The organism is Roseovarius sp. D22-M7 (assembly GCF_037083785.1).
GTDB lineage: Bacteria > Pseudomonadota > Alphaproteobacteria > Rhodobacterales > Rhodobacteraceae > Roseovarius.
In genome coordinates, this window is sequence record NZ_JBAPKY010000002.1 from 34,246 (window position 1) to 60,970 (window position 26,725).

Annotated in this window: 29 protein-coding genes; 18 read left to right on the plus strand and 11 right to left on the minus strand. The window is 66.1% G+C overall.

The window, feature by feature from the left end:
• Window positions 1-54: 54 nt before the first annotated feature.
• The 6 genes from V8324_RS01185 to tpiA all read left to right on the plus strand — a co-directional run bounded on the left by V8324_RS01185 (window position 55) and on the right by tpiA (window position 4,517).
• The gene (locus tag V8324_RS01185; protein WP_336418079.1) at window positions 55-945 is read left to right on the plus strand and encodes an SPFH domain-containing protein; all 891 of its coding nucleotides are present in this window, start codon (window positions 55-57) and stop codon (window positions 943-945) included.
• A gap of 10 nt (window positions 946-955) precedes the next feature.
• Window positions 956-1,231, plus strand: a complete 276-nt coding sequence (locus V8324_RS01190) for a hypothetical protein (protein ID WP_442970438.1) — start codon at window positions 956-958, stop codon at window positions 1,229-1,231.
• Window positions 1,232-1,350: 119 nt separating this feature from the next.
• Complete coding sequence (rimK, locus tag V8324_RS01195) at window positions 1,351-2,778, plus strand: 30S ribosomal protein S6--L-glutamate ligase (RefSeq protein ID WP_336418081.1); 1,428 nt, start codon at window positions 1,351-1,353, stop codon at window positions 2,776-2,778.
• Between the two features lie 132 nt (window positions 2,779-2,910).
• Complete coding sequence (locus V8324_RS01200; protein WP_336418082.1) at window positions 2,911-3,273, plus strand: SUF system Fe-S cluster assembly protein; 363 nt, start codon at window positions 2,911-2,913, stop codon at window positions 3,271-3,273.
• Between the two features lie 29 nt (window positions 3,274-3,302).
• A complete protein-coding gene (locus V8324_RS01205) occupies window positions 3,303-3,653 on the plus strand; it encodes a HesB/IscA family protein (protein WP_336418083.1) in 351 nt (116 codons plus the stop codon).
• Window positions 3,654-3,764: 111 nt separating this feature from the next.
• Window positions 3,765-4,517 carry a triose-phosphate isomerase gene (tpiA, locus tag V8324_RS01210; RefSeq protein ID WP_336418084.1) on the plus strand — a complete coding sequence of 251 codons (753 nt, stop codon included), beginning with the start codon at window positions 3,765-3,767 and terminating at the stop codon, window positions 4,515-4,517.
• Between the two features lie 52 nt (window positions 4,518-4,569).
• Here the strand turns inward: tpiA and V8324_RS01215 are convergent, their stop codons facing one another.
• Window positions 4,570-5,031 (minus strand): Lrp/AsnC family transcriptional regulator, encoded by a 462-nt coding sequence (locus V8324_RS01215; RefSeq protein ID WP_336418085.1) that lies wholly within the window; start codon window positions 5,029-5,031, stop codon window positions 4,570-4,572.
• 146 nt (window positions 5,032-5,177) lie between these two features.
• Between V8324_RS01215 and cobA the strand changes: the two genes are divergently transcribed.
• The 6 genes from cobA to V8324_RS01245 all read left to right on the plus strand — a co-directional run bounded on the left by cobA (window position 5,178) and on the right by V8324_RS01245 (window position 10,017).
• A complete protein-coding gene (gene cobA / locus V8324_RS01220) occupies window positions 5,178-5,957 on the plus strand; it encodes a uroporphyrinogen-III C-methyltransferase (protein WP_336418086.1) in 780 nt (259 codons plus the stop codon).
• 1 nt (window position 5,958) lies between these two features.
• Window positions 5,959-6,270, plus strand: coding sequence for a DUF2849 domain-containing protein (locus V8324_RS01225; protein WP_336418087.1), 312 nt, complete (start codon window positions 5,959-5,961; stop codon window positions 6,268-6,270).
• Between the two features lie 27 nt (window positions 6,271-6,297).
• The gene (locus V8324_RS01230; RefSeq protein ID WP_336418088.1) at window positions 6,298-7,968 is read left to right on the plus strand and encodes a nitrite/sulfite reductase; all 1,671 of its coding nucleotides are present in this window, start codon (window positions 6,298-6,300) and stop codon (window positions 7,966-7,968) included.
• A complete protein-coding gene (locus V8324_RS01235) occupies window positions 7,955-8,689 on the plus strand; it encodes a phosphoadenylyl-sulfate reductase (protein WP_336418089.1) in 735 nt (244 codons plus the stop codon). Before V8324_RS01230 ends, V8324_RS01235 begins: the two co-directional genes overlap by 14 nt.
• Window positions 8,686-9,093, plus strand: a complete 408-nt coding sequence (locus V8324_RS01240) for a DUF934 domain-containing protein (RefSeq protein ID WP_336418090.1) — start codon at window positions 8,686-8,688, stop codon at window positions 9,091-9,093. The genes V8324_RS01235 and V8324_RS01240 overlap by 4 nt, the downstream gene beginning before the upstream one ends.
• A 72-nt stretch (window positions 9,094-9,165) precedes the next feature.
• Window positions 9,166-10,017, plus strand: a complete 852-nt coding sequence (locus tag V8324_RS01245; RefSeq protein WP_336418091.1) for a ferredoxin--NADP reductase — start codon at window positions 9,166-9,168, stop codon at window positions 10,015-10,017.
• A gap of 81 nt (window positions 10,018-10,098) precedes the next feature.
• Here V8324_RS01245 and V8324_RS01250 read toward each other — a convergent pair whose 3' ends face one another.
• Complete coding sequence (locus V8324_RS01250) at window positions 10,099-11,193, minus strand: hypothetical protein (RefSeq protein WP_336418092.1); 1,095 nt, start codon at window positions 11,191-11,193, stop codon at window positions 10,099-10,101.
• Between the two features lie 302 nt (window positions 11,194-11,495).
• Between V8324_RS01250 and infC the strand changes: the two genes are divergently transcribed.
• The 3 genes from infC to V8324_RS01265 all read left to right on the plus strand — a co-directional run bounded on the left by infC (window position 11,496) and on the right by V8324_RS01265 (window position 13,141).
• Window positions 11,496-11,954: a translation initiation factor IF-3 gene (gene infC / locus V8324_RS01255; protein ID WP_336418219.1), complete on the plus strand. Its 459-nt coding sequence runs from the start codon at window positions 11,496-11,498 to the stop codon at window positions 11,952-11,954.
• Window positions 11,955-12,009: 55 nt separating this feature from the next.
• Entirely contained in the window at window positions 12,010-12,351 is a 342-nt protein-coding gene (locus tag V8324_RS01260) for a hypothetical protein (RefSeq protein ID WP_336418093.1), read from the plus strand.
• Window positions 12,352-12,517: 166 nt separating this feature from the next.
• Entirely contained in the window at window positions 12,518-13,141 is a 624-nt protein-coding gene (locus tag V8324_RS01265; protein ID WP_336418094.1) for a J domain-containing protein, read from the plus strand.
• Between the two features lie 177 nt (window positions 13,142-13,318).
• Here the strand turns inward: V8324_RS01265 and uvrA are convergent, their stop codons facing one another.
• The 8 genes from uvrA to pyrH form a co-directional block, all read right to left on the minus strand.
• Window positions 13,319-16,180, minus strand: a complete 2,862-nt coding sequence (gene uvrA, locus V8324_RS01270) for an excinuclease ABC subunit UvrA (protein ID WP_336418095.1) — start codon at window positions 16,178-16,180, stop codon at window positions 13,319-13,321.
• Between the two features lie 108 nt (window positions 16,181-16,288).
• Complete coding sequence (locus tag V8324_RS01275; RefSeq protein WP_336418096.1) at window positions 16,289-16,846, minus strand: class I SAM-dependent methyltransferase; 558 nt, start codon at window positions 16,844-16,846, stop codon at window positions 16,289-16,291.
• 28 nt (window positions 16,847-16,874) lie between these two features.
• Window positions 16,875-18,224 (minus strand): RIP metalloprotease RseP, encoded by a 1,350-nt coding sequence (gene rseP, locus V8324_RS01280; protein WP_336418097.1) that lies wholly within the window; start codon window positions 18,222-18,224, stop codon window positions 16,875-16,877.
• A gap of 9 nt (window positions 18,225-18,233) precedes the next feature.
• Window positions 18,234-19,406 (minus strand): 1-deoxy-D-xylulose-5-phosphate reductoisomerase, encoded by a 1,173-nt coding sequence (gene dxr / locus V8324_RS01285; protein WP_336418098.1) that lies wholly within the window; start codon window positions 19,404-19,406, stop codon window positions 18,234-18,236.
• Window positions 19,403-20,185, minus strand: coding sequence for a phosphatidate cytidylyltransferase (locus V8324_RS01290; RefSeq protein ID WP_336418099.1), 783 nt, complete (start codon window positions 20,183-20,185; stop codon window positions 19,403-19,405). Before V8324_RS01290 ends, dxr begins: the two co-directional genes overlap by 4 nt.
• Window positions 20,182-20,907 carry an isoprenyl transferase gene (locus V8324_RS01295; protein ID WP_336418100.1) on the minus strand — a complete coding sequence of 242 codons (726 nt, stop codon included), beginning with the start codon at window positions 20,905-20,907 and terminating at the stop codon, window positions 20,182-20,184. Before V8324_RS01295 ends, V8324_RS01290 begins: the two co-directional genes overlap by 4 nt.
• Window positions 20,908-20,924: 17 nt before the next feature.
• Window positions 20,925-21,488: a ribosome recycling factor gene (gene frr, locus V8324_RS01300; RefSeq protein ID WP_336418101.1), complete on the minus strand. Its 564-nt coding sequence runs from the start codon at window positions 21,486-21,488 to the stop codon at window positions 20,925-20,927.
• A gap of 49 nt (window positions 21,489-21,537) precedes the next feature.
• Window positions 21,538-22,269, minus strand: a complete 732-nt coding sequence (pyrH, locus tag V8324_RS01305; RefSeq protein ID WP_336418102.1) for a UMP kinase — start codon at window positions 22,267-22,269, stop codon at window positions 21,538-21,540.
• Window positions 22,270-22,419: 150 nt separating this feature from the next.
• Here pyrH and miaA point away from each other — a divergent pair, with 150 nt between their 5' ends.
• The 3 genes from miaA to V8324_RS01320 all read left to right on the plus strand — a co-directional run bounded on the left by miaA (window position 22,420) and on the right by V8324_RS01320 (window position 25,975).
• Entirely contained in the window at window positions 22,420-23,301 is an 882-nt protein-coding gene (miaA, locus tag V8324_RS01310; RefSeq protein ID WP_336418220.1) for a tRNA (adenosine(37)-N6)-dimethylallyltransferase MiaA, read from the plus strand.
• Window positions 23,302-23,383: 82 nt separating this feature from the next.
• The gene (locus tag V8324_RS01315) at window positions 23,384-24,190 is read left to right on the plus strand and encodes a helix-turn-helix transcriptional regulator (protein ID WP_336418103.1); all 807 of its coding nucleotides are present in this window, start codon (window positions 23,384-23,386) and stop codon (window positions 24,188-24,190) included.
• Between the two features lie 105 nt (window positions 24,191-24,295).
• A complete protein-coding gene (locus tag V8324_RS01320) occupies window positions 24,296-25,975 on the plus strand; it encodes an ABC transporter substrate-binding protein (RefSeq protein WP_336418104.1) in 1,680 nt (559 codons plus the stop codon).
• On the opposite strand, the gene V8324_RS01325 is transcribed toward V8324_RS01320, so the two are convergent.
• Window positions 25,959-26,549: a lytic transglycosylase domain-containing protein gene (locus tag V8324_RS01325; protein ID WP_336418105.1), complete on the minus strand. Its 591-nt coding sequence runs from the start codon at window positions 26,547-26,549 to the stop codon at window positions 25,959-25,961. The genes V8324_RS01320 and V8324_RS01325 overlap by 17 nt on opposite strands.
• Window positions 26,550-26,725: the final 176 nt, after the last annotated feature.

The following is a 26,725-nucleotide window of genomic DNA, read 5'->3' on the forward strand; positions in this document are numbered from 1 at the left end:
GTAAGAGATTGCACAGCGACCCCATCGCAATACAGTCAATTTCAGGATCTCGACATGACCGAAGACCAGTTGCTTTCCCTTCTCGCCAACAACATCCTGTGGATCCTGCTCGCGGTCTTCGCGGTGCTGGTGATCTTTCGCGGCCTCAAGATCGTGCCGCAATCCGAACAATATGTCATCGAACGCTTTGGCCGGCTGCACAAGGTGCTCGGCCCCGGCATCAACCTGATCGTGCCGTTCCTCGACGTGGTGGCGCACCGGGTGTCGATCCTCGAACGGCAACTGCCCAGCGCCAACCAGGACGCGATCACCCGCGACAACGTGCTGGTCAAGGTCGAGACCTCGGTCTTCTACCGCATCCTGCAACCCGAAAAGACCGTCTACCGCATCCGCGACGTCGACGAGGCGATCGCCACCACAGTCGCCGGTATCGTCCGCGCCGAGATCGGCCGCATGGATCTCGACGAGGTGCAATCGAACCGGGACGAGCTGATCGGCACCATCAAGAAATGGGTCAAGGACGCGGTCGACGACTGGGGCATCGACGTCACCCGCGCCGAGATCCTCGATGTCGATCTCGATCAGGCCACCCGCGACGCGATGCTGCAACAGCTCAACGCCGAACGCGCCCGCCGCGCCTCGGTGACCGAGGCCGAGGGCCAGAAACGCGCCATCGAACTGCAGGCCGATGGCGAGCTTTACGCGGCCGAGCAGGCCGCCAAGGCCCGCCGGGTCGAGGCCGACGCCGAAGCCTACGCCACCGGCGTCGTGGCCCGCGCGATCGCCGATAACGGGCTCGAGGCGGCACAGTACCAGGTCGCGCTGAAACAGGTCGAGGCGCTTAACGCCCTCGGACAGGGCACCGGCAGCCAGACCGTGATCGTGCCCGCCCACGCCGTCGAGGCCTTCGGCAACGCCTTCAACATGCTCAAGGGCAGAAGCTGACGGGGGGATGATGGAAACCGCACTCTGGCAATTGTGGTGGATCTGGGCGGCCGCGGCGCTGGTGCTCGCCATGCTCGAGATCCTCGTGCCGGGCTTCATCTTCCTCGGCTTTGCCTGCGGCGCGGCCGCCGTGGCGATCGCGGTGCTGCTGCCGGTTGATCCGGGGCTGCCACTGCTGCTGGCGCTCTTCGCGGGGCTCTCGCTGCTGGCGTGGATCGCGATGCGCCGGCTTTTCCTCAAGAAGGACGACCAGACCCGGGTGATCGACGAGGACATCAACAAGTGATCGCGGCGCATGCTGGTCCGGCCCCGGCTTGCACCGGCAGGCCGATCCGTGCACATGTCCGGCCACGGCTGGCGGCATGCCCGCGACACGCCATCCGACGAAACGGCAGAAAGACACCCATGACCGATGACACCCAACCCAAGGCGCTGCAATTCGGCTGGGAGGAATGGATCGCCCTGCCCGATCTCGGCGTGCCCGCGCTGAAGGCCAAGGTCGATACCGGCGCGCGCACCTCTGCGCTGCACGCCTTCGACATAGAGACCTTCGGGCCCGCGTCGAAGCCCAAGGTCCGCTTCACCGTGCACCCGATCCCGGGACGGGACGACCTGGTGATCCCGTGCTCGGCGGTCATCATGGACCGCCGCGATGTCGCCTCGTCGAACGGCGACCGTGAATTGCGCTACGTGATCCAGAGCACGCTGGCCGTCGACGGCGACAGCTGGCCGATCGAGATCACGCTGACCAACCGCTCGACCATGGCCTCGCGCATGCTGCTGGGGCGGCAGGCGCTCAAGGATCACATCTCGATCGTCGCCACCGACCGCTTCCTGCAGCCCGAACTCAGCTACGACGTCTACCATTCGTCGCAGATGCGCGCGGCCCAGCCCAAGCGCGCCCTGCGGATCTGCGTGCTCAGCCGCGAGAACAACTTCTCCACCCGGCGGCTGGTCGAGGAAGGCGAGGCACGCGGCCACACCGTCGAGGTCGTCGACACCACGCGCTGCTACATGGCGATCAACGCGCTGGCCCCCGAAGTGCATTACGACGGCAAGCGCCTGCCGCGCTACGACGCGGTGATCCCGCGCGTCGGCGCCTCTGTCACCGCCTACGGCGCCGCCGTCATCCGCCAGTTCGAGACCATCGGCACCTTCTGCGCCAATTCCTCCGCCGGTATCATCGCCAGTCGCGACAAGCTTTACGCGCATCAGCTCATGGCGCGCGCGCAGGTCGGCATGCCCAACACCGCCTTCGCCAACTCGCCCAAGGACACCGGCAACCTGATCGGCCTCGTGGGCACCGCCCCGCTGATCGTCAAGCTGCTCGAGTCGACGCAAGGCAAGGGTGTAGTGCTGGCCGAAACCAAGAAGGCCGCCGAATCGGTGATCGACGCCTTTCGCGGGCTGAAAGCGAACTTTCTCGTGCAGGATTTCGTCAAGGAGGCGGCGGGCGAGGATATCCGCTGCCTGGTGATCGGCGGGCGGGTCGTGGCCTCGATGAAGCGCACCGGCGCCGACGGCGATTTCCGGTCGAACCTGCACCGCGGCGGCTCGGCCAAGGCGGTGCGTATCACCAAGGCCGAACGCGACACCGCGATCCGCGCGGCGCGGGTCTTCGATCTCAACATGGCCGGCGTCGATCTGCTGCGCTCGGAAACCGGCCCCAAGGTGCTCGAGGTCAACTCCTCGCCCGGCTTCGAGGGCATCGAGAAATCCACCGGCAAGAACATCACCGGCGCGCTTTACGACATGATCGAGACGCGGGTGCGCCCCGCCCCGGTCCGCCGCCGCAAGAGCGCCGAGGCGAAAACCGGCAAGGCGCGCGGCTGAGCGTCGGCGCCGGCCCGCGTTTGTGAAAAAACTCACGCAGTTTTGTACCACTTCGCCGGTCGCGCCGCGCCCTCTGGACGCGGGCGATGTTAAGTCTTATGTTTCAACTCGGGAATGACGCAGGATACCACCATGATGAACAGTTCCGAACCGCTCGAGGGGACGCCGCTGATCGCGCCGTCCAGTACGGATCACCCGCTTTACGACCAGATCGTCGAGGCGTGCCGCAGCGTCTACGACCCCGAGATCCCGGTCAACATCTACGATCTCGGCCTGATCTACACCATCGATATCGATCAGGAAAACGCGGTGGCGGTCAACATGACCCTGACCGCGCCCGGCTGCCCGGTAGCCGGCGAGATGCCCGGCTGGGTCGCCGACGCGATAGAGCCTGTGCCCGGCGTCAAGCAGGTCGATGTGCAACTCGTCTGGGAGCCGCCCTGGGGCATGGACATGATGACTGACGAGGCCCGGCTTGAACTGGGCTTCATGTAATGAAATCAAAGTATTGAAAGGGTAACCTGATGTTCGGTATCCCCGGAAAGCAGGCCGTCACGCTTACCCCGGCCGCGGCCAGCCGCATCGCGGGCCTGATGGATCGCGACCACCATGAGGGGCTGCGCATTGGCGTCAAGAAAGGCGGATGCGCGGGCATGGAATACACGATGGAGTATGTGACAGAGGTCGACCCCCACGATGAGGTGGTCGAACAGGACGGGGCGCGGATCATGATCGCGCCGATGGCGCAGATGTTCCTCTTCGGCACGCAGATCGATTACCAGACATCGCTGCTGGAATCGGGCTTCGTCTTCAACAATCCCAACGTTACCGAATCCTGCGGCTGCGGCGAGTCGATCAAGTTCGCCGAGACGTAATCCGTTTCGGATCAATTGGATAGACCACTCTTTTGAACCATTGGGCGGGCATTTGTGGCATAATTGGCCTCTGGGCGCCTCAGCCAAGACATTTTCAGGGTTATCAACGGCATGAGACGCAGACTTTGCGCGGGCAACTGGAAGATGAACGGTACCGCGGCCAGCCTCGCCGAGATCGAGACGCTGACCCGCACGCATCCCACCCCACAAGTTGATCTGCTGCTCTGCCCGCCCGCCACGCTGCTTGCGCAGGCTTCTGCCCTCGCCGTCGGTTACCCTTTGACGATTGGCGCACAGGATTGCCATCAGGCCGCGTCCGGCGCCCATACCGGCGACATTTCGGCCCCGATGATCGCGGATACCGGCGCCTCTGCGGTGCTTCTGGGGCATTCCGAGCGGCGCGAAAACCACCACGAAACCAGTGACTTGATCGCCGAAAAGGTCACGTCGGCGTGGGTTGCAGGCCTCACCGCCGTGGTCTGCCTCGGCGAGACGCTGGCACAGCGCGAGGCCGCGCAGGCGCTCGAGGTGATCGCCGATCAGCTCGACACATCGCTGCCCGACGGCGCGACCGGTGCCAATACCGTGATCGCCTACGAGCCGGTCTGGGCCATCGGCACCGGCCACACGCCCACCGACGCGCAGATCGCCGAAGTGCACGATTTCCTGCGCCGCCGCCTGACCGATCGCCTCGGCGGCGATACCGCCGACGCCATCCGCCTGCTCTATGGCGGCTCGGTCAAACCCGCCAACGCGGCCGAGATCTTCGCCATCTCCAATGTTGACGGCGCGCTTGTCGGCGGCGCCAGCCTCAAGGCGACAGAGTTTGCGGCGATCATGGAAGCGCTTGAAAACGCAAGCTGATTCGTGGCTGCCGGTACCAACCCGGCTGGGGCAGCGCTTGCACGACACGCACTCATAACGGCAGCATCGTCGTCGACTTGATCTCTTCCATCGACAGCAGCGCGGTGACGTTATGCACCCTCACCTCTGAAATCAGCGCCTGGTAGAACATGTCATAGGCGCGGGCATTGGCGACGCGCACCTTCAGGATATAGTCGATATCACCGGCCAGCCGGTGCGCCTCCATGACCTCGGGACGGTCCTGCAGCGCCTTCAAAAACCGCGCCTGCCAGTCGGTGTCATGCTCGGACGTGCGGATCAGCACGAAGAAGCACGCCTCGAAGCCGAGCGCCTCGGGGTCCAGCAGATAGGTCTGCTGGCGGATCACCCCGCCCTCGCGCATCTTGCGAATCCGATTCCACACCGGCGTCTTCGAACTGCTCACCGCCCCCGCGATCTCGTCGAGCGACTGGCCGCCGTCCGCCTGCAACTGCACGAGAATTTTCCGATCGAGATCGTCGAGACGGACAGCCATTCCAATTCCTTTACGTAGACGGGACGATCCGGTGATATTCGGCGCTTGACGGAACGTACGTTCTTATTGGCATGGATATCTAGCCATTTCAAAGGAATTTTTCCTATATTGCGAAGATCGAAGCACCACTCGCGAAAGGGGCGGCCATGCCCAGAATTCATCGAACGCACCCCGCTGCCGGGCATGTCGCCTTCGTCGGCGCGGGCCCGGGCGACCCCGAGCTTCTGACGCTAAAAGCGTGGCGCGCGCTGCAGACCGCCGACGTCGTGATCCATGACCGGCTGGTGTCGCGCGCGATCCTCGATCTCGCACATCCCGCGGCACGGCTCGTGAACGCCGGCAAGCAGGGCTTTGGCCCCGCCATGCCGCAGGCCGAGATCGACGCGCTGATCGTTCGCCATGCACGCGCCGGCGCGCAGGTGGTGCGGCTGAAGGGCGGCGATCCCACGGTCTTCGGCCGCCTCGACGAGGAGATCGACGCGGTCGCAGAGGCCGGGCTTGCATGGGAGGTGGTGCCGGGCATCACCGCCGCCTCGGCCTCGGTCGCGGCGATCGGGCAAAGCCTGACGAAGCGCGGGCGCAACACTGCGGTGCGGTTTCTGACCGGTCACGACATGCAGGGCTTTGCCGATCACGACTGGCGCGCGCTGGCGCGTCCCGGCGAGGTGGCGGCGATCTACATGGGCAAGAAATCCGCGCGGTTCATTCAAGGCAGGCTGATCATGCATGGCGCGGATCGCACGACGCCGGTGACGGTGATCGAGAACGCCTCGCTGCCCTCGCAGCGGGTGCTGTCGACCACGCTCGACCGTCTGCCGGCCGATCTCGACGCCGCGGCCCCGGCCGGCCCGGCGCTGACCTTTCTTGGCCTCGCGCCGCGCGCCGCCGAGGCCGCCCTCGTTCAATCCCGAGAGGAGCTTGCCTGACATGCCCCGAGAGTTCACCCCCAAGGTCGTCACAGCCAACGCCCTTCTCGAAGGTGACGTGGTCTATCTCACCGCGGATGACCTCTGGTCGCGGCACCTGACCGAGGCCGAGATCCTCACCGACGAGGCCGATGCCCAGTACCGTCTGCTGCAGGCGCAGGCCCGCTCGGCCGAGGTCGTGGGCGCCTATCTCGCGGATGTGCGGCAAGGCCCCGACAGGCCGATTCCTGCGCATTTCCGCGAGGAATTCCGCCGTACCGGACCCTCGAACCGCTTTCACGGCAAACAGGCCGACGGCCTGAAAAACGCCTGACCCACGCGATCCGCGCAGGAGCATATCATGTACCACTACAACGAATTCGACACCGCGTTTCTGGCAGAGCGCAACCGCCAGTTCCGCGCCCAGGTCGAGCGGCGCATCGACGGCAGCCTGACCGAGGACGAGTTCAAGCCGCTGCGCCTGATGAACGGGCTTTACCTGCAACTGCACGCCTACATGCTGCGGGTGGCGGTGCCTTACGGCTCGCTCGACCCGGCCAAGATGCGGCAACTGGCCTACCTGGCAGAGCGGTGGGACAAGGGGTATGGCCATTTCACCACCCGCACCAACATCCAGTACAACTGGCCGAAATTGCGCGACATTCCGGATATGCTGGATGCGTTGGCCGAGGTCGGCATGCACGCCATCCAGACCAGCGGCAACACCATCCGCAACGTCACCGCGGATCATTTCGCGGGGGCCGCACCCGACGAGATCGAGGATCCGCGCCCCGTGGCCGAGCTGATCCGGCAATGGTCGACCGACAACCCGGAATTCCAGTTCCTTCCCAGAAAGTTCAAGATCGCCGTGATCGCCAGCGAGTCCGACCGCGCGGTCATGAAAAGCCACGATATCGGCGTCAAGATCGTCGAGCGCAACGGCGAGCGGGGCTACGAGATCTGGATCGGCGGCGGCATGGGCCGCACACCGATGGTCGCCAAGCAGATCAGGGATTTCGTGCCGCGCGCCGATCTGCTGCCCTACCTGGAAGCCATCCTCGCGACGTATAACCGCCTCGGGCGGCGCGACAACAAGTACAAGGCGCGCGTCAAGATCACCGTGCACGAAACCGGGCTCGGCGAGATCCGCGAGATGGTCGAGGCCGAGTTTCCCAACCGCCGCGCGGCCTTCACCGGCGTCGATCAGGACTGGCTGGCGCGCATCGAGGCGGCCTTCGTCACCCCCGACCTGCCAGTGCGCGACCCTTCGCCCTACCATGCCGCCCGCGCCGCGGATCCGGTCCTTGCCGCCTGGGCCGACACCAACGTGACGCCGCACCGGCAGGCCGACCACGGCATAGTCACCATCAGCCTCAAGGCACATGGCGCGACACCGGGCGACGCGTCGGCGGAACAGATGCGCCTCGTCGCCGATCTGGCCGAACGCTACGGGCATGACGATATCCGCGTGACACACGCCCAGAACCTCGTTCTGCCGCATGTGGCGCTGGCCGACATCCCGGCGGTCCATGCCGCGCTGCGCGAGGCGGGTCTGGCGACGGGCAATATCGGCCTCGCCTCGGACATCATCGCCTGCCCCGGCATGGATTACTGCGCGCTGGCGACCGCGCGGTCGATCCCCGTCGCCCAAGGCATCGCCACCCGGCTGGCCGAGCTGAAGATCGAGCATGACGTGGGTCATCTGCAGATCAAGATCTCGGGCTGCATCAATGCCTGCGGGCATCACCATGTGGGCCATATCGGTATCCTCGGGCTCGACCGCGCGGGGGTCGAGAATTACCAGATCACGCTGGGCGGCGATCCGTCGGAAAGCACGGCGATCGGCGCCCGGACCGGCCCCGGCTTTGCCTATGACGAGATTGTGCCGGCGGTGGAACGCCTGATCCTTGCCTATCTCGACCTGCGCGAGGGCCCGGACGAGACCTTCCTGCAGGCCTATACCCGCCTCGGCATGGCACCGTTCAAATCGGCACTTTACGACGCAGAGGCGCGTGCCCATGCCGCGGAGTGATCTTCAGGCGCGCGTGCAGGCCCTGAACGACCGCTATCGCCACCATTCGGGGATCTCGGTACTGGAGCATGCGCTGCGCGACACGCAGGCCGGCCACCTCGCGCTGGTATCGAGTTTCGGCGCCGAGTCGGTGGTGTTGTTGCATATGGTTTCCGTCACTCGGCCGACGACACCGGTGATCTTCATCGACACCGAGATGCTCTTCGCCGAAACGCTGGTCTACCAGCAGGAACTGGCCGAAAGGCTGGCGTTGCGCGACCTGCGGATCATCCGCGCCGCGCAGGAGGATCTGACACAACACGATCCAGATGGCAGCCTGCACCGGCACGACACCGACGCCTGCTGCGCCTTGCGCAAGACGGTGCCGCTGCAACGCGCGCTGCAGGGCTTCGACGGCTGGATCACCGGGCGCAAGCGCTACCAGACCGGTCAGCGCACCACGCTCGACTTCTTCGAGATCGAGGACGGCACCGACCGGATCAAGGTCAATCCGCTCGCCCACTGGACGCGCGAGGACCTGCAGACCTATATGGAGGAGAACCGGCTGCCCCGGCACCCGCTGGTCGCCAGGGGCTACCCGTCGATCGGCTGCATCCCCTGCACCACGCCGGTCGCGCCGGGCGAAGATCCCAGGTCCGGCCGCTGGCGCGGTCAGGACAAGACAGAATGCGGCATCCATTTTGTGAACGGCAAGATGGTGCGAAAAGGAGTTTCCGCATGACCATCCTCGTCACCGATCAGGGCTTTGCGCCCGATGACTGGACCACCCCCGTCACGCCGCTCGAGGCGGCGGGCGACGGCGCCATCGCGCTCGACCTGCCCAACGACAGCGATCCCGCCACGCTGGCCGGGCGGCTGGACGGGATCGAGATGATCCGCGTCCACTTCCCGGGCCCTGCTGACGGGCGAGGGTTTTCCATCGCCCGGCGGTTGCGGCTGATGGGCTATGCCGGGCGGCTGCGCGCGCATGGCCATGTCATCGCCGATCACTACGCGATGGCGCGGCGCAGCGGCTTCGACGAGGTCGAGATCTCCGACGATCTGGCGGCGCGCCAGCCGGAGGATCAGTGGCTTTTCCGGGCCAACTGGCAAGCGCATGACTACCAGGCGCGGCTGCGCGGCTGAATACCGCCTTCACCTGACTTCGATCAAGGATTATGAAAGGGTGTCGGTCAAGGATGATCGGCAACAGACAGTATGGACGAGATGACACAACAGACCCAAGCAACCGCGAAAACGCCCCGGACCCCGACGCTGCCCGACGCGCAGACGGTGACGCAGGTGAACCATTACACCGACCGTCTGTTTTCATTTCGCGTGACGCGCCCGGCCTCTTTGCGGTTCCGCTCGGGCGAGTTCGTGATGATCGGCCTGATGTCCGAGGATGCCAAGACCGGCAAGGAAAAGCCGCTTCTGCGCGCCTATTCCATCGCCTCGCCGTCCTGGGACGACGAGCTGGAATTCTACTCGATCAAGGTGCAGGACGGCGCGTTGACCTCGCGGCTGCAACATATCGAGCCGGGCGACCAGATCATTCTGCGCCCCAAGCCGGTGGGCACGCTGGTGCATGACGCGCTTCTTCCCGGCAAGCGGCTGTGGCTGTTCGCCACCGGCACCGGCATCGCGCCCTTCGCCTCGCTGCTGCGCGATCCGCAGACCTTCGAGGATTACGACGAGGTCATCCTGACGCATACCTGCCGCGAGATCGGCGAACTTGACTATGGTCGCGACCTGATCGACAGCATCCGCGCCGACCCGCTACTGGCCGACTTGATGGGCGAAGGCTTTCACGACAAGCTGCGCTATTATCCGACGACCACGCGGGAAGAAAGCCCCAAGATGGGCCGCATCACCGACCTGATGCGCTCGGGCGAGGTCTATGCCGATCTCGACGTGGCACCGCTGGCCCCCGAGACCGATCGCGCGATGGTGTGCGGCAACCTTGCCTTCAACCTTGAGATCAAGGAGTTGCTCGAAGGCTACGGGCTGCGCGAAGGCGCCAACTCCGAACCGAAGGAATACGTCGTGGAAAAGGCATTCCTCGACTGATCCTGTCACAACCGACAAACGAAAACCGCGCAAGGCCAAGGCTTTGCGCGGTTTTCTTTGGTTGTGCCGATGTCCTGCGGATCAGTATCCGAGCGCGCGCTGAACCGATCCGAGGGAGTTTTCGAGCATTTCGGGATTGTCCTGTCCACGCTCCAGACTGTCGATCAGCAACTCCTGCGTCGTCGTGCCGAGGCTCGACTCTTCAAGCAGGGTCCGCGCTTCCTCCATATCGAAGCCGTCCACGGTCAAGACGTCGGGCACCTCGTTCCCGGTGCTGCTCGAAGCCTCGGGGATGCCTTCGACGGGCCCCGACCCCTCGGTGGTCTGCGCCGTCTCGTCAGCGCCGTTACCGGTTTCAGCGGTGCTTTCTCCGGTTGCGGCGTCGAACGCTTCGCGCGCTTGCTGGGCGGCTTCTTCCTCGGTGCCGCCAGCGGCTTGTTGGGCGCGCTCTATCGCGGCCTGCGCAGCCTCTTCGGCTTCCGCGGCAGCCTCTTCACCCATTTCCCGGACGCGGTTCACGGTTTCTTCGGCGGTTTCGGCCGCCGCGCCTTCGGTGTCACGCGCCGAATCCACCGCATCCTCGGCCGTTTGCTGCATGTCGTTCGTCGCCTCGTCGGCGGCACCATCACCCGCCTCGGCCTCATCCCCGCTTCCGTCAGAGGTACCCTGCTCGGGCGCGGCCTCATCCGCGGTATCGCCTGTCGTGGCGTCGTTCGTGGTGCCGTCGGTCATCGCCTCATCCGCCGTACCGTCGCCCGCGGATCCGTCCGTTGTATCTTCGGTCGCAGCTTCATCCGCGCTCTCCTCGGTCGCGGCGTCCTCCGACCCGCCCGTCACCTCGTCGGCGGCATCGCCCATGGCATCGGTCGCCTCTTCAGCGGCCTCGCGGGCGGCATCGGCGGTATCGCTGGCCGTATCCTCGACCATGTTCGCGGCGTCCCCCACGGCCTCATCGAGGGTGTCGAGCGTCTCGCTCGCGGTCTCCTCGGTCTCGGTGGTCTCTTCGGGCGCCGCCTCCGCGTCGGGCGCGGTTTCCTCGGCCGTGTCGGCCGGCTCGACCTCCTGCGTCGTGCCGGTCACATCCTCGACCAGTTCGTCGACCGATTTTCCGGTAAAGAGCATGTAGCCGCCGCCGAGCACGAGCACTGCCAGCACGATCCAAATCAGGTTTTTCATGACCGTCTCCAAAATTGGGGTGGGCCCCGCGATCATCGCGCCGACCCTGCATCTCACATGTGCCAAATGGTTCGGAGAAAGGAAACCCGCAAGGGCCAAATAGCACCTCTTTCGGCCCGTCCCAGCCGATTTTGCGGCTTGAAAGCCGTCCCGCCCGCGTCTAGATTGGCGCCTCGACAAAGACGACACCAGTCAACCATCAAAGGATCGATACCATAGCTCGCAGACCTCACAACGCGCCACCGTCGCGTGACACCGGCCCGCGGGTCAACGACAAGATCCGTGCCAACGAAATCCGCCTCATCGGGGCAGATGGTGAAAATGCCGGGGTGGTGACCCCGCGCGCGGCCCTCGAAATGGCGGAACAGGTCGGGCTCGATCTCGTCGAAATCTCTCCCAACGCCAATCCGCCGGTCTGCAAGATCATGGATTACGGCAAATACAAGTACGAACAGCAGAAACGCGAATCCGAGGCGCGCAAGAAGCAGAAGGTCATCGAGGTCAAGGAGGTGAAGTTTCGCCCCGGCACCGACACGCATGACTACGACGTCAAGATGCGGAACGTGCTGAAATTCCTCGAAGGCGGCGACAAGGTGAAGGTCACGCTGCGCTTCCGCGGCCGCGAGATGGCGCACCAGGATCTCGGGCGCGACCTGCTGGAACGGATCGCCGAGGACGTCAAGGATGTCGGTCGCGTCGAAAACATGCCCAAGATGGAGGGGCGGCAGATGGTCATGATCATCGGCCCCGCTCCGAAATAGGACAAGGGCCGCGGGGGCCGCGGGCGCGGGCACACATCCACAACCGGAGGCGCGCATGTCCCAGGCCGAGGACCGAGATCTCGAGTACAAGGTGATGCCGGCGCCGACACGCGGCCGCAAGGCCCCGGGCGCCAAGACGCCCGAGGCGCGATTCGCCCTTGGCCTCGAGGACGTGCTCAACGAGATGGCGCGCGATGGCTGGCAGTATCTGCGCAGCGACATCCTGCCCAGCGTCGAACGTCAGGGCCTGACATCGCACCAGACGGTCTATCGCTCGGTGCTGGTCTTCTGCCGCGCCCGGAGGCCCCGGGACCCCGTCGTGACGGATGCGCACCGCACCGATCCGGTCGCGGCGCCGCGCGTCGAGGGGCCGCGGCCGCCCGCGCCGCCCGAGTGATCGGGGCCTCTCCGTTTTAATGTCGAAAATCAACCGGTTGACGCATCGCAATCGGTGAGGATCCTTCGCGAATCGCAGCCTGACGGGGGAAGTTTTTTCCGATCCCCCCTTCAATTCATGGCGTTTTGCGATACACTCTGCGACCTGACTTGAAAAGGTATGTTCCATGTCCAAAACAGACCCCTTCGGTTTCGACATGTCGGTCTCGTCGGCCAAGAAGAAGAACCCGCGCGGCCGCAAGGGCATGTCCGGCGCCTCGGAAACCTCGACCCGGATCTGCGATCATCCCGGATGCGAGGAGGCCGGCAAGTACCGCGCCCCGAAGGCGCCCGACGTGCTGGATGATTACTACTGGTTCTGTCAGGCGCATGTGCGCGAATACAACCTGAAGTGGAACTTCTTCGACGGCACCACAGAGGCCGAGATGAACGCGCAGGCCTCAAAGGACAAGGTCTGGAACCGCGAGACGCGCCGCTTCAACGACCCCGAGGCGCGGGCTTGGGCGCGCCTTGGGATCGAGGACCCGCACCAGGTGCTGGGCGTGAACGCCACGCAGAACCCCGGCAAGGCGCGCACCGGCCGGCGCAAGCTGCCGCCCACCGAACGCCGCGCGGTCGAGATCCTCGAGGCCGAGGATCACTGGTCGAAGGCAGACGTGCGCAAGGCCTACAAGTCGCTGATCAAGGTGCTGCATCCCGACATCAACGGCGGTGACCGCAGCCAGGAAGAGCAGCTGCAACAGGTCGTCTGGGCGTGGGACCAGATCAAGGACAGTCGCAACTTCAAGTGATCGGCGCGGTCAACGTGGCGCGCGCCCGGAAGGGCCAGACAATAAATGGATGGCCCCTGCACGGAGTGACCCGCAGCCCGTCTATCCGTATAGCGTGCAAAACCATACTGGATTGATCGTGAAAAATGCGATGTGCTCCCGATCCGCGACGCGGACGCGGTTTTGGAGCCGTTGATCCTACTCCGCCGCGACGCGCCTGTTGGCCGACAGCATGTCTTTCAGATAGCGCCCCGTGTGACTGCGAGTTTCCTCGGCCACCTGCTCTGGCGTGCCTTGCGCAACAAGTTCCCCGCCGCCATCGCCGCCCTCCGGCCCGATATCGATGATGTGATCCGCGGTCTTGATGACGTCGAGATTGTGCTCGATCACGATCACCGTGTTGCCCGCGTCGACCAGTTCGTGCAGCACTTCGAGCAGCTTCTTGACGTCCTCGAAATGCAGCCCCGTCGTCGGTTCGTCGAGAATGTAGAGCGTCCGCCCGGTCGACCGTTTGGCCAGTTCGCGTGACAGTTTCACGCGCTGCGCCTCGCCGCCCGAGAGCGTCGTCGCCTGCTGGCCCACCCGGACATAGCCCAGACCCACGCGCATCAGCGCGTCCATCTTCTCGCGGATCGACGGCACTGCCTGGAAGAACGTCTGCGCCTCTTCAACCGTCATATCAAGAACGTCCGCTATGCTCTTGCCCTTGAACCGGATTTCCAAGGTTTCGCGGTTGTAGCGCGCGCCCTTGCAGGTCTCGCATTCCACGTAGACATCCGGCAGGAAATGCATCTCGATCTTGATGACGCCGTCGCCCTGGCAGGCCTCGCAGCGCCCGCCCTTGACGTTGAACGAGAACCGCCCCGGCTTGTAGCCGCGCGCCTTGGATTCGGGCAGCCCCGCGAACCAGTCGCGGATCGGGGTGAACGCGCCGGTATAGGTGGCGGGGTTCGAGCGTGGCGTGCGCCCGATCGGGCGCTGGTCGATGTCGATCACCTTGTCGAGATGCTCCAGCCCCTTGATCGTCTCGCAGGGCGCGGGCGCGTGGCGCGCCCCGTTCAATCGCATCGACGCGGTCTTGAACAGCGTCTCGATGGTCAGGGTGGACTTGCCGCCGCCCGAAACGCCGGTCACGCAGATGAACTTGCCGAGCGGGAACTCGGTCGTCAGCTCCTTGAGGTTGTTGCCGGTCGCCTTGACCACGGTCAGCTTCTTGCGATTGCCCTTGCGGCGCTTGGCCGGAACCGCGATCTCGCGCGCACCGGACAGGTATTGCCCGGTGACCGAGGCGGGATCGGCGGCGACCGCGTCCGGCGTGCCGTGGCTGACCACGCGGCCCCCGTGCACGCCCGCCCCGGGTCCGATATCGAAGACGTAATCGGCGGTGCGGATCGCCTCTTCGTCATGCTCGACGACGATCACCGTGTTGCCCTGATCGCGCAGGTTGCGCAACGTCTGCAACAGTCGCCCGTTATCGCGCTGGTGCAACCCGATGGACGGCTCGTCGAGCACGTAAAGCACCCCGGTCAGGCCCGACCCGATCTGGCTGGCCAGCCGGATGCGCTGGCTTTCGCCGCCCGAAAGCGTGCCCGCGTTGCGCGACAGCGTCAGGTATTCCAGCCCGACATTGTTGAGAAATCCCAGCCGTTCGCGGATCTCCTTGAGGATGGCGCGGGCGATCTCGTTCTTCTGCTGCGAGAGGCTCTCGGGCACGGTCCCGCACCAGTCATAGGCTTCGCGGATGCTCATCTGCACCACGTGCCCCACATGCAGCCCGGCAATACGGACCGCAAGCGCCTCTTCGCGCAAGCGGAAGCCGCCGCAGGTGCCGCAGGGGCGGTTGTTCTGGTAACGCTCGAATTCCTCGCGGATCCAGGCGCTGTCGGTCTCGTTATACCGGCGTTCCATGTTGGGGATGACCCCCTCGAAGACGCGGCTGACATTATAGACGCGCCCGCCCTCGTCATAGCGGAACGCGATCTCGTCGTCGCCTGACCCGTAGAGGAACACCTGTTTCACATGCGCCGGCAGATCCTTCCACGGGGCCTTCTTGTCGAACTCGTAATGCTTGGCGATGGCCTCGATGGTCTGGGTGAAATACGGGCTCTTGCCCTTGCGCCACGGCGCGATGGCGCCGTCGGTGACCTTCAGCGCGCCATCCGGCACGATCAGCTGTTCGTCGAAGAACCGCTCGACCCCCAGACCGTCGCAATCCGGACACGCCCCGAACGGCGCGTTGAACGAGAAAAGCCGCGGCTCGATCTCGGGGATGGTGAAGCCGCTGACCGGGCAGGCGAAGCGTTCGGAGAACGTCACGCGCTCCGGCTCGCCCTCGCGCGGGGCGGTTTCCAGCACGGCGATCCCGTCCGCCAGATCCAGCGCGGTGCGGAAACTGTCGGCAAGCCGCGTCTCCAGCCCCTCCTTCACCACGATCCGGTCGACCACCACGTCGACATCGTGGCGGAACTTCTTGTCGAGGGTCGGCGGATCGTCCAGTTCGTGGAATTCGCCGTCGACCTTGACCCGCTGGAACCCGGATTTGCGCAGCTCCAGGAATTCCTTGCGGTATTCGCCCTTGCGGTCGCGCACGATGGGCGCCAGCAGGTAGCCGCGCGTGCCCTCCTCCATGGCCATGACGCGATCGACCATGTCCTGCACCTGCTGCGCCTCGATGGGCAGGCCGGTGGCGGGGCTGTAGGGTGTGCCGGCGCGGGCGAAGAGAAGGCGCATGTAGTCGTAGATCTCGGTCACCGTGCCGACCGTGGAGCGCGGGTTCTTCGAGGTGGTCTTCTGCTCGATGGAGATTGCCGGGGACAGCCCGCTGATGTGATCGACATCCGGCTTCTGCATCATGTCGAGGAATTGGCGCGCATAGGCCGACAGCGATTCGACATAGCGGCGCTGACCCTCGGCATAGATCGTATCGAACGCGAGCGACGACTTGCCCGACCCCGACAGCCCGGTGATCACCACCACCTGGTCGCGCGGGATGTCGACATCGATGCTCTTGAGGTTGTGCTCGCGCGCGCCGCGGACTTCGATATGCTTCAGCTCAGCCATTCTGCCCCCCACGGGTGTGTTCCTGCATCAAATAGGCGAGACGCGCCCGCGGTCCAAGTCAATTTCCGGGACCGGGCCTCGGCCATGCCGGGCGGCGCAGCGTCCTGGTCACTTCTGCGCCAGCGCCCAGGCACAGATCGGGAACTTCGGATCGTTGCGCAGGTCGTCGGTTTCGGGATCGTGCACCGGCGGCCAGTCCGGTTCGAGATTGCGCAACGCCGCCGCGCGATTGCCCCATTGCCGCGCGGTAATCCGGCCGGCATCGAACCCGGCTTCGACCAGAAGGTTGCAAAGACCGCGCGCGGTCCAGCGCGAACAATCCACCGGATCGCCGTGCCAGGGGATGAAGAACGGCACCGCGAGCCAGAACCAGCCCTCGCGGCGCAGCATTTCGCGGACGTGGCGGGCCGCGGCATGGGGGCGGTCGAGATGCTCCCACACCTGGTTGGCGAGGATCAGGTCGAAGGTCCGCATATCACCTTCCGCATCCCGGAACGGCCCCGCGCAGATGTCGTGCGCGGGATAGCGAAAGCGCGCATAGCTGCGGAACGCGAAGCGACGGCCGAACTTGCCCGAGATCTCGGCGGCATCCAGTGTCTCGGGCGACAGCGCGTCCAGCCACCGGCGAGTGGATTTCTGCATCACCACGCGGTTGAGGCTGGTCACGTCACACCCACCCGCACCACTACGATGCTCACGGGCAGAAGATGTCGTTGAAGACCGCAAAAAGCATCAGCGACAGGATCAGCGTCAGCCCCAGCGTCATCAGGAAGCGCATCGCGCGGTCGCTCGGCGGGCGGCCGGTGACGCCCTCGTAGGCGTAGAACATCAGGTGTCCGCCATCCAGCACCGGCACCGGGAAGAGGTTGAGCAGGCCGACGGCAGTCGACAGCACCGCGATGAACCAGATGAAGCTTTGCGCGCCCTGGCTCGCCATCTCGCCCGAGACCTCGGCGATGCCGATCGGGCCGGACATGTTGCAGCTGCTGATCGCGCCGGTGATCATCGCGTAAAGCCCCGAAAGCGAGCTCACGATGATCTGCCAAGTCTGGGCAACGGCCCCGCCCACCGCCTCTATCGGGCCGCGCGCCTCTGTCGCGGGCTCGAAGGCCATGCCGGCCGCGATGCCGATGCGCCACTGCGTACGGAACCCACCGCCGGGCTGCGGCTCGTCCACGCGGCGCGGGGTCAGGGTGGTCGTGTAGGCACCGCTTTCCGGGCGCCACATCTCGAATTCCAGCGGCGCGCCGTTCGACCCCTCGACGATCTCGCGCAGTTCCGAAAACGCATGCACCGGCGTGCCGTTGACCGCGGTGATCACGTCACCCTGCTGCAGCCCGGCGTCGAGCGCGGCGGATTGCGGCGACAGCCCGCCGACAATTGGGGGCATCGGGTGCGGGCCTTGGGCTTCGGTGCGCCGGTCGTCGCGCCGCACCTCGTAGTCCAGAAGCGGCTGCGCCGGCAGTTCCTGCAGGAAGGCGTCGTCGATCCCGCCGGCGCCCATCTCGGGCACCGGCTGGCCCGCGATCTGCAGCACCTCGTCGCCGGGCTGCAGCGTCACGCCCTCGACCGGCAGCGGTTTCAGCGCACCCACGGTCAGCGGATCGGCGGTCTTGCCGCCGGCCATCAGAACGGCGGCGAAAATCAGGATCGACAGGATGAAGTTGAAGATCGGCCCCGCTGCCACCGTCGCCGTGCGCGCCCAGAGCGGCGCGCCGTGCATCGTCTCGCGCAGCCGCTCGGGCGGGGTCTGCGCCATCGCGGCGCTGTCCTTTCCGCTGGCCGCGTCCGAGTCGCCAAGGAACTTGACATAACCGCCGAAGGGCAGCGCCGCGACCTGCCAGCGCGTGCCGTGCCGGTCCATGCGCGAGAACAGGACCGGACCGAACCCGATCGAGAACACCTCGGCCTTGATGCCCGACCAGCGCCCGACGATGTAATGGCCGTATTCGTGGATTGCCACGATCACCGAAAGCGCGACGATGAAGGCCAGAATGGTCATCACGCCGCTTCCGAATTGCGGCAACAGGGTTTGCAGATCCACGAGGTTTCCTTAAAGCTTGCGCGTTTCGGTCGCCATGTCGGCGCGATGCCTTGCCAGATGGTCCATATGGGCCACCAGATCAAGGGTCGGCGCGTCGTTGCGCGCGTCGCTCGTCGCGGCGAGGTCCGACAGCACCTCGTCGACGACCGCGCTCATGTCGGTAAAGCGAAGGTGCCCGGCGATGAAATGATCCAGCGCGCGTTCCTTGGCCGCGTTGAAGATCGCGCCGGCCAGTCCGCCCTCGCCCATCACCTCGCGCGCCAGCCGCAGCGCGGGGTAGCGTGTCTCGTCAGGGGCGCGAAACTCCAGCACACCCGCCGCTGCGAGGTCGAGCGCGGGCACCGGCAGCGGACGCCGATGCGGCCAGTTGAGCGCGTAGCCGATGGCGTGGCGCATGTCCGGCGGGCCGACATGCGCCATCAGCGCGCCATCGCAGAACCCCACCAGCGCATGCACCAGCGATTGCGGATGGAGCAGAACCTCGATCTGGTCGGGGGCGAAGCCGAAGAACTCGTGCGCCTCGATCACCTCCAGCGCCTTGTTGAACATCGAGGCCGAATCGATGGTGATCCGCTGGCCCATGTCCCAGTTGGGATGCGACGATGCCTCGGCCACCGTGGCCTGCGCCAGACGCGCCAGCGGCCAGTCGCGGAACGCCCCGCCGGAGGCAGTGATGACCACCCGGGTCACCGCCGACGCGTCCTCGCCCACCAGCGCCTGGAAGATCGCCGAATGCTCGCTGTCCACCGGCAGGATGCGCGCGCCATGTGCGCGCGCCGTGCGCAGTAGCAACTGCCCGGCCGCAACCAGCGATTCCTTGTTGGCCAGCGCCAGCGTCGCGCCCTGCTGCAGCGCGGCGAGGCCGGGGGCCAGCCCCGCCACCCCGACGATTGCCGACATGACCCAGTCGGCGGGCCGGTGTGCGGCCTCGACCAGCGCCGCGGGGCCCGCCGCCGCCTCGGTCGCCGATCCGGCCAGCGCCCCGCGCAACTCGGGCAACAGATCCTCGTGCGCGGTCACGGCGATATCGGCACGCAACCTTCGCGCGTCACTTGCCAGTTGCGCGATGTTGCGCCCGCCGGTCAGCGCCACGAGGTCGTAAGCGGCCGGATCGCGCCCGATCAGGTCGATCGTGCTTTGCCCGATAGAGCCGGTGGCGCCAAGGATCGAGACGCGTTTCATGCCGCCCCCGGCAACAGGCCGAGCGCCCACAGGATCAGCGACAGAAGCGCCGCGCCCAGCATCGCGTCGAACCGGTCCAGCACCCCGCCATGACCGGGAATGAGGGTCGAGCTGTCCTTGACGTCGCAAAACCGCTTGGCCGCGCTTTCGGCGATATCGCCCATCTGCCCGGCAAAGCCGACGAGAATCGACAGGGGCACCAGCGCCAGCCCCGCACCGGTCGGCCCCGCGAAGATCACGCCGATCACGCCGGCCCCGAGCCAGCCCGCGACGGTGCCCGACCATGTCTTCTTGGGGCTGATGCTGGGCCAGAATTTCGGCCCGCCAAGGCTGCGCCCGGCGAAATAGCCCGCGAGGTCCGAGACGATCACGACAGAAACCAGCCAGAGGATCCAGACCGCTCCCGCCTCGGCGCGCAAAAGGCCCATGGCGTAGCAGCCCAGCAAGGCCCAGATCGCCAGCGCCAGAAACGGCGCGCGATCCCGCGCCGCCGGGCCGACCGCGACGAGTGCGGCGGCAAGCAGCAAGGGCAGCACGACCACCCCCGGCAACCACAGCGCCAGCCCGAGGACCACCGCCGCGACGATGCCGGACCGCACGGCGCTATCGGGGGTCGCGAACATCCGCGCCGCTTCCCAGACCATCAGCCCGGCCAATGCGCTGACCAGCGCGGCAAAAATCACGCCTCCTGCCCAGATGGCCCCGGCCCCGACCGCCGCCATGATCGCCCCCGACACCGCGCGCGGCGCAAGGTCGGACCACTGCGCGCCCCCGCTCATGCGGAGACTGCACCGAAGCGGCGATCACGCGCCCCGTATTGCTTCAGCACGTCGGCAAAGATCTCGCGGGTGAAATCCGGCCAGAGCGTGTCGATGAACTCGTATTCCGCGTAGGCCGACTGCCAGAGCAGGAAATTCGAGATCCGCGCCTCGCCCGAGGTGCGGATCACCAGGTCCGGATCGGGCACCACGCAGGTGTCGAGGTATCGCGGCAGCGTTTCCTCGTCGACATCCTCGGGGCGCAATTTCCCCGCGGCGACATCCCGCGCCAGCCGCTGCGTGGCGCGCGAGACCTCGTCGCGGCCGCCGTAATTGAGCGCGATGGTCAGGTTCATGCCCGTGCAATGCGCGGTCATCGCCTCGGCCTCGTCCATCAGCCCGTGCAGCTTGGCGTCGAGCCGCGGCCGGTCGCCGATGAAGCGCACGCGCACGTTCTCGCGCACGAAGGCCTGCATTTCCTTCATGATGTAGCGCCGGAACAGGGTCATCAGCCCGGCGACCTCGGTCTGCGTGCGCTTCCAGTTCTCGGTCGAGAAGGCGAAGATCGTCAGGTATTCGACACCCAGATCGGGACAGGCCTCGACGATCTCGCGCACCCGGCGCGCGCCGGCGTGATGCCCGAACAGCCGCGGCCGCCCGCGGGCCTGCGCCCAACGGCCGTTGCCGTCCATGATGATCGCGACATGGCGCGGGCCGGCCGGGTCGGGCTTTGTCTTCGCCATCTGCGCGCCCTTCGTCATCAGACCTGCATGATCTCGGCTTGCTTGTGCTCGAGCGCCTCGTCCACATTCTTGATGTAGGTGTCGGTCAGTTCCTGCACCTGGTCTTCCCAGAACTTCTGGTCGTCCTCGGACATGCCGTCGGCCTTGGCCTTCTTGATCTTGTCCATGCCGTCGCGGCGCACGTTGCGGATCGCCACTCGGGCATGTTCGGCGTATTGGGACGCGACCTTGGTCAGATCCTTGCGGCGCTCCTCGTTGAGTTCGGGGATGGGCAGCATGATGATGGTGCCGTTCATCTGCGGATTGATCCCGAGGCCGCTTTGCCGGATCGCCTTCTCGACCTTGTTGACAAGGCTCTTGTCCCAGACATTGATCGTGACCATCCGCGGCTCGGGGACGTTGATGGTGCCGACCTGGTTGATAGGCGTCATCTGGCCGTAGGCCTCGACCTGCACCGGTTCCAGCATCGAGGCCGAGGCGCGCCCCGTCCGCAGCGACGCGAATTCCGTCCTGAGCGAGTTCATCGCCCCGTCCATGCGACGCTCAAGGTCGCTCATGTCGATTTCGATATCGTCCGCCATGTCGTTCTCGTCCTTCCTGCGGGCCGGTCCATCGACCCCTTGTCTAGCCTCAACCATGCACGGTTGTATAGGTGCCCTCTCCCGCGAGGATGCCCTTGAACCCGCCGGGCTCGTCCAGCGAAAAGACGATGATCGGCAGGTTGTTGTCGCGCGCCAGCGCGATCGCCGAGGCGTCCATCACGTTGAGATGCTGGGTCAGCACCTCGTCGAAGGTCACGCTGTCGAAGCGCTTGGCGTCGGGAAACTTCAGCGGGTCCTTGTCGTAGACGCCGTCGACCTTGGTGCCTTTGAAGATTGCCTCGCAGGCCATCTCGTTGGCGCGCAGGGTCGCGGCGGTGTCGGTGGTGAAATACGGGTTGCCCGTGCCGGCGGCGAAGATGCAGATGCGCTTTTTCTCGAGATGGCGCACGGCGCGGCGGCGGATATAGGGTTCCGCCACCTCGTCCATGCGGATCGCGGTGATCACCCGGCAATAGGCCCCCAGCTTTTCCAGCGCCGATTGCATCGCCAGCGCGTTCATCACGGTGGCCAGCATGCCCATGTAATCGGCGGTCGTCCGCTCCATGCCCTGCGCGGAGCCCTGCAGGCCGCGAAACACGTTGCCGCCGCCGATCACCATGCAGATCTCGACACCCAGATCGTGCACGATCTTGACCTCTCGCGCGATGCGCTCGACGGTCGGCGGGTGCAGCCCATACGAGGTGTCGCCCATCAGAGCCTCACCCGAGATCTTCAGCATGACGCGTTTGAATCTCGGTTTCTGGGGGTCCGTGGGCGTCATGCAGGCTCTCCGCGATGTGTCGTTGCGCTGCAAAATGTCCCAAATACCTGCAAGGTGCAATCGCAGAAACAGGTGCTTGGCGCGAAACTGCCGCGCCGCGTCTCGTCACGCAGCCTCGTCACGCGGCGCGATCTGCGATACGCCCCCGGCATGGAGATCCCGCGCGACATCGACCCCGCCCGCCCGGTGCTGATCGCCGGGCCGACCGCGACCGGCAAATCGGCGCTCGCGCTGGCGATCGCGCGGGCGCAGGGCGGCGTGATCGTCAACGCCGACGCGCTGCAGGTCTACGAGAACTGGCGCATCCTGTCCGCGCGCCCGACGCCCGACGAGACCGCGCAGGCGCCGCATCGGCTTTACGGGCATGTCGGCGCGCGGCAGGACTACTCTGTCGGGCACTGGCTGCGCGAGGTGGCGGAACTGCTGCAGGGCCCCGACCGCCTGATCGTCACCGGCGGGACCGGGCTTTATTTCTCGGCGCTGACGGACGGGCTGGCGGACATCCCCGCCACCCCGCCAGAGGTCCGAAAGGAAGCCAATCAGCGGCGCGCGGCGGGCGAGATCGGCGCGCTGCGCGCCGCGCTCGACCCAGACACTCGCGCCCGGATCGATCTGCAAAACCCGATGCGCGTCCAGCGCGCGTGGGAGGTGCAAAGGACCACCGGGCAAGGGCTGGCCGCGTGGCAGGATGCGACGCCCGCGCCGTTGCTGCCGCTTGCGGCGTGCCAGCCTCTTCTGCTCGAGGCCGACACGGACTGGCTGGGCGCGCGGATCGCGCGGCGCTTCGACCGGATGCTCGCGGCCGGCGCGCTGGACGAGGTGCGCGCCAATCTCGACGACTGGGATCCGGCGCGTCCCTCGTCTCGGGCGATCGGCGCGGTGGAACTGGTGCGCCATCTGCGCGGCGAGACGACGCTCGACGAGGCGCGCGAGGCGGCGACCATCGCCACCCGTCAATTCGCCAAGCGTCAGCGGACCTGGTTTCGCGCGCGCATGCGGAGATGGCGGCCGGTCGCCGCCGACGCGTTTTAGAAATTTCGCGGTCTCGGCCTGACAAACCCGCGGAATCGTGCGAATGCTGGTCCAAATGCGATAATCCAGAGGGTGACGTCCGATGAAACACGCGCAGGTCATGACCGTTGTGCAATGGGCGCGCGGCGCGACATGGCGCATCGGGTTGCAACATTCCTGCCGCAAGCACGCGCTGATCTGGATCACTCGCGGGCAGGGCATCGCGGTGATCGGCGGGGTGCGCCGCGGCCTCGGTGTGCACAACGCCCTGCTGATCCCGGCGCGGACGATGTTCTCGCTCGACCTTGGCAAGGCCGGGTTCGGCCATGTCTGCGAGATTTCTCCCGATGGCACGGTGGCGATGCCCGACACGGTCCAGCATCTGCGCATCCGCGATACCGCCGGCCAGACAGAGCTGACCACGATCTTCGAGGCGATGCAGCGCGAGCAATCCGGCGGGCGCCCGTTTCTCGACGAGGCGCTGACCGCGCAGGCCCAACGGCTCAGCGTGTGGCTGCGGCGGGCGATGGTCGAACATCCCGGCCCCGGCAAACCCAATGCCGGCGAACGACTGGTCGCGGCCTATGCCGCGCTGATCGAACGCGATCACATGAACGGGCGGTCGATGGCGGTCTACGCGCGCGCGCTCGGCGTCACGCCGACGCATCTGACGCGGGTGTGCAAACAGCTTTCGGGCCGCACCGCCGCAGAGCTTCTGACCGAGCGCAGCCTGCATGCCGCGCGCGAGATGCTCGAGGACAGCGAATTGCCGGTGGGCCGGATCGCCGAAGGCCTCGGATTCGGCAGCGCCGCCTATTTTTCGCGCTTCATCCTGAACCATACCGGGCAAAGCCCGTCGGCGCTGCGCAACAAGGCCACAACACGCGCGCCCATGGCGCGCGCGTACTGATCGCCCGTGGCGCGCATCGCGGGTTGTTTTGTCAGCCGTCAGCCTGTCTAATCATCACAGCATTCGTCGATGATCGAGAGACGCGAGGAGGCGCCGAGGCGTTCCATGACACAGCATTCCCCGCCGCATCACCCCGCCACCGCTGGCCTCGTGGCAGAGCTTGCCACCGGGCGCATCGGGCGGCGCGAGTTCCTGACCCGCGCCACGACCCTCGGGATGGGCGCCGCCACCGCCTGTCTGCTGGGCGGGCTGGCAGTCCCGGCGCGGGCCGACACGGCGATTGCACTGGGCGGCACGCTGCGCATCCAGCAGACCGTCTGGCCGCTCGACGATCCGCGCAGTTTCGACTGGGCCGGGATGGGCAACCAGACGCGCGGGTTTCTCGAATACCTCGTCGAATACCAGGCCGACGGCGCCTTGCGCGGCATGCTTCTGCACGACTGGGAGGTGAACGAGGACGCCACGCGCTACGTGCTGCATGTCCGCCCCGGCATCCGCTGGCACGATGGCGCCGCCTTCACCGCCCGCGACGTGTCGCGCAACATCGCGCGCTGGTGCGACACCACGGCGCCTGCGAATTCCATGGCCAACCGGTTCACCGCGCTGGTCGACCTTGCGACGGGCATGGCCCGCGACGGCGCGATCCGGGTCGAGGACGAGCTGACCGTGACGCTGCACCTGGCGCGGCCCGACATCGCGGTGATCGCCAACATGGCCGACTATCCCGCCGCGATCCTGCACGAAAGCTACGCGGGCGGCGATCCCTTCGCAGACGGCATCGGCACCGGGCCGTTTCGCCCCGTAAGCCTCGATCCCGGGCGTAGCTGCATCCTGGAACAGGCGACCGACCACGACTGGTGGGGCAGCGAGGTGTTCGGCGGACCGTGGCTCGAACGGGTGGAATTTCTCGATTACGGTACCAACCCGTCCGACTGGCTCGCCGCCGCGCAGGCGGGCGAGATCGACCTGCTTTACCAAAGCGTCGGCGATTTCATCGAGGCTATGAATGGCATCGGCTGGGCCCCGACCCGCGTCGACAGCGCCGACACCATCGTGATCCGCGCCTCGCAGCGCCCGGATATGAGCGTCCGGAACCCCTACCGCAACACGCGGGTGCGCCGCGCGCTGGCGCTGGCCGTCGACAACGCGATCTGTCTCGAACTGGGCCATGACGGGCGCGGCATGGTGGCGCAGAACGACCATGTCTGCCCGATCCATCCCGCGCATGCCGAACTCGGACCGCTCCCCCACGATCCCGCCGAGGCCCGGCAGGAGATCCTCGCCGAGGGATTTCTCGATTTCGTGCACGAGCTGGTGACGATCGACGACGAATGGCAGCGCAACACCGGCGATGCCGTCGCGGCGCAGTTGCGCGACGCGGGGCTGCGTGTCGATCGCAGGATCGTCGCCGGCGACACCTTCTGGCAGAACTGGATGGATTACCCGTTTTCCGGCACCCAGTGGAACCACCGCCCGCTGGACGTGCAGGTGCTGGGCCTCGCCTATCGCAGCGGCGCGGTCTGGAACGAGACCGGCTTTGCCGACCCGGACTTCGACCGCCTGCTCGACCAGGCCAACAGGCTGGCCGATGCCGATGCGCGGCGCGACGTGATGGCAGAATTGCAGGGGATCCTGCGCGCGAACGGCGTGATCATCCAGCCCTACTGGCGCGCGCTCTACAACCACCATAACGGGCAGCTGGTGAACGCCGAGAAACACCCCGCCCACGAGATCCACCTGCACAAGATCGGTTTCCGGCCCGGCGCGGTCACAGACCCAGAATGACCTTCACGTAGTTGCGCGTCTCCTTGTAGGGTGGCACGCCGCCGTATTTCTGCACCGCGCCCGGCCCCGCATTGTAGGCCGCAAGCGCCAGCCGCCACGACCCGAAGCTGCGATATTGCTCGGCAAGATACCGCGCCCCGCCTTCGAGGTTCTGACGCGGATCATGCGGATTGACGCCCAGCACCCGGGCTGTCTGCGGCATCAGTTGCGCCAGCCCGATCGCCCCTTTGTGCGAGCGCGCATCCGCACGCCACCCCGATTCCTGCTGCACCAGCCGCAGGAACAGGTCCTCGGGGATTCGGTAGCGCCGCGCCGCCTGTCTCGCCACCGCCAGGTACGGGCCCCGGTAGCTGCCGCGGAAGGCCGGCGACAGGTCGTCCCACATCGTCGGCGCCTTGAAGCGTTTCGGCTGAAGCCTGACGGAATTGTTGTATTGCTGGCTCGCCCGCGTATCCAGCACGCTGGTCTGCGACCGAAAGGTGTCCAGCCGCCCTTTCGTCGACAGCACATTGGTCTGCGCCGCTGCGGGAAGGGCGAGCACGCCGAGGATCACGGCGCAGGTTGTTCCGCGCATTTTCTCTTTTCCCATCACTGTCCCACAAGCATAATACCCGACACGCGCGCGATTTCGAGCCATTTCTTGCCCGCGCCCCCCGACCGGCGGGAAACAGCATATGCGTCGATCCCATTTTTACCTTTTCTTCACCCTGCTGCGGTGGTGTAACAAGAACGACGCATGAACCGCGACAG

Excerpts from the sequence above, each read along its gene's own strand:
- V8324_RS01205 (WP_336418083.1), top strand. The coding sequence starts at position 3,303 with ATGTTCGGTATCCCCGGAAAGCAGGCCGTCACGCTTACCCCGGCCGCG.
- V8324_RS01190 (WP_442970438.1), top strand. The coding sequence starts at position 956 with ATGGAAACCGCACTCTGGCAATTGTGGTGGATCTGGGCGGCCGCGGCG.
- V8324_RS01325 (WP_336418105.1), bottom strand. The coding sequence starts at position 26,549 with ATGCGCGGAACAACCTGCGCCGTGATCCTCGGCGTGCTCGCCCTTCCC.
- V8324_RS01235 (WP_336418089.1), top strand. The coding sequence starts at position 7,955 with ATGCCGCGGAGTGATCTTCAGGCGCGCGTGCAGGCCCTGAACGACCGC.
- miaA (WP_336418220.1), top strand. The coding sequence starts at position 22,420 with ATGGAGATCCCGCGCGACATCGACCCCGCCCGCCCGGTGCTGATCGCC.
- V8324_RS01230 (WP_336418088.1), top strand. The coding sequence starts at position 6,298 with ATGTACCACTACAACGAATTCGACACCGCGTTTCTGGCAGAGCGCAAC.
- frr (WP_336418101.1), bottom strand. The coding sequence starts at position 21,488 with ATGGCGGACGATATCGAAATCGACATGAGCGACCTTGAGCGTCGCATG.
- V8324_RS01290 (WP_336418099.1), bottom strand. The coding sequence starts at position 20,185 with ATGAGCGGGGGCGCGCAGTGGTCCGACCTTGCGCCGCGCGCGGTGTCG.
- V8324_RS01265 (WP_336418094.1), top strand. The coding sequence starts at position 12,518 with ATGTCCAAAACAGACCCCTTCGGTTTCGACATGTCGGTCTCGTCGGCC.
- V8324_RS01200 (WP_336418082.1), top strand. The coding sequence starts at position 2,911 with ATGATGAACAGTTCCGAACCGCTCGAGGGGACGCCGCTGATCGCGCCG.
- pyrH (WP_336418102.1), bottom strand. The coding sequence starts at position 22,269 with ATGACGCCCACGGACCCCCAGAAACCGAGATTCAAACGCGTCATGCTG.
- V8324_RS01185 (WP_336418079.1), top strand. The coding sequence starts at position 55 with ATGACCGAAGACCAGTTGCTTTCCCTTCTCGCCAACAACATCCTGTGG.
- rimK (WP_336418081.1), top strand. The coding sequence starts at position 1,351 with ATGACCGATGACACCCAACCCAAGGCGCTGCAATTCGGCTGGGAGGAA.
- V8324_RS01225 (WP_336418087.1), top strand. The coding sequence starts at position 5,959 with ATGCCCCGAGAGTTCACCCCCAAGGTCGTCACAGCCAACGCCCTTCTC.
- V8324_RS01315 (WP_336418103.1), top strand. The coding sequence starts at position 23,384 with ATGAAACACGCGCAGGTCATGACCGTTGTGCAATGGGCGCGCGGCGCG.
- V8324_RS01250 (WP_336418092.1), bottom strand. The coding sequence starts at position 11,193 with ATGAAAAACCTGATTTGGATCGTGCTGGCAGTGCTCGTGCTCGGCGGC.
- V8324_RS01295 (WP_336418100.1), bottom strand. The coding sequence starts at position 20,907 with ATGGCGAAGACAAAGCCCGACCCGGCCGGCCCGCGCCATGTCGCGATC.
- V8324_RS01260 (WP_336418093.1), top strand. The coding sequence starts at position 12,010 with ATGTCCCAGGCCGAGGACCGAGATCTCGAGTACAAGGTGATGCCGGCG.
- tpiA (WP_336418084.1), top strand. The coding sequence starts at position 3,765 with ATGAGACGCAGACTTTGCGCGGGCAACTGGAAGATGAACGGTACCGCG.
- cobA (WP_336418086.1), top strand. The coding sequence starts at position 5,178 with ATGCCCAGAATTCATCGAACGCACCCCGCTGCCGGGCATGTCGCCTTC.
- V8324_RS01320 (WP_336418104.1), top strand. The coding sequence starts at position 24,296 with ATGACACAGCATTCCCCGCCGCATCACCCCGCCACCGCTGGCCTCGTG.
- V8324_RS01215 (WP_336418085.1), bottom strand. The coding sequence starts at position 5,031 with ATGGCTGTCCGTCTCGACGATCTCGATCGGAAAATTCTCGTGCAGTTG.
- V8324_RS01240 (WP_336418090.1), top strand. The coding sequence starts at position 8,686 with ATGACCATCCTCGTCACCGATCAGGGCTTTGCGCCCGATGACTGGACC.
- uvrA (WP_336418095.1), bottom strand. The coding sequence starts at position 16,180 with ATGGCTGAGCTGAAGCATATCGAAGTCCGCGGCGCGCGCGAGCACAAC.
- dxr (WP_336418098.1), bottom strand. The coding sequence starts at position 19,406 with ATGAAACGCGTCTCGATCCTTGGCGCCACCGGCTCTATCGGGCAAAGC.
- V8324_RS01245 (WP_336418091.1), top strand. The coding sequence starts at position 9,166 with ATGGACGAGATGACACAACAGACCCAAGCAACCGCGAAAACGCCCCGG.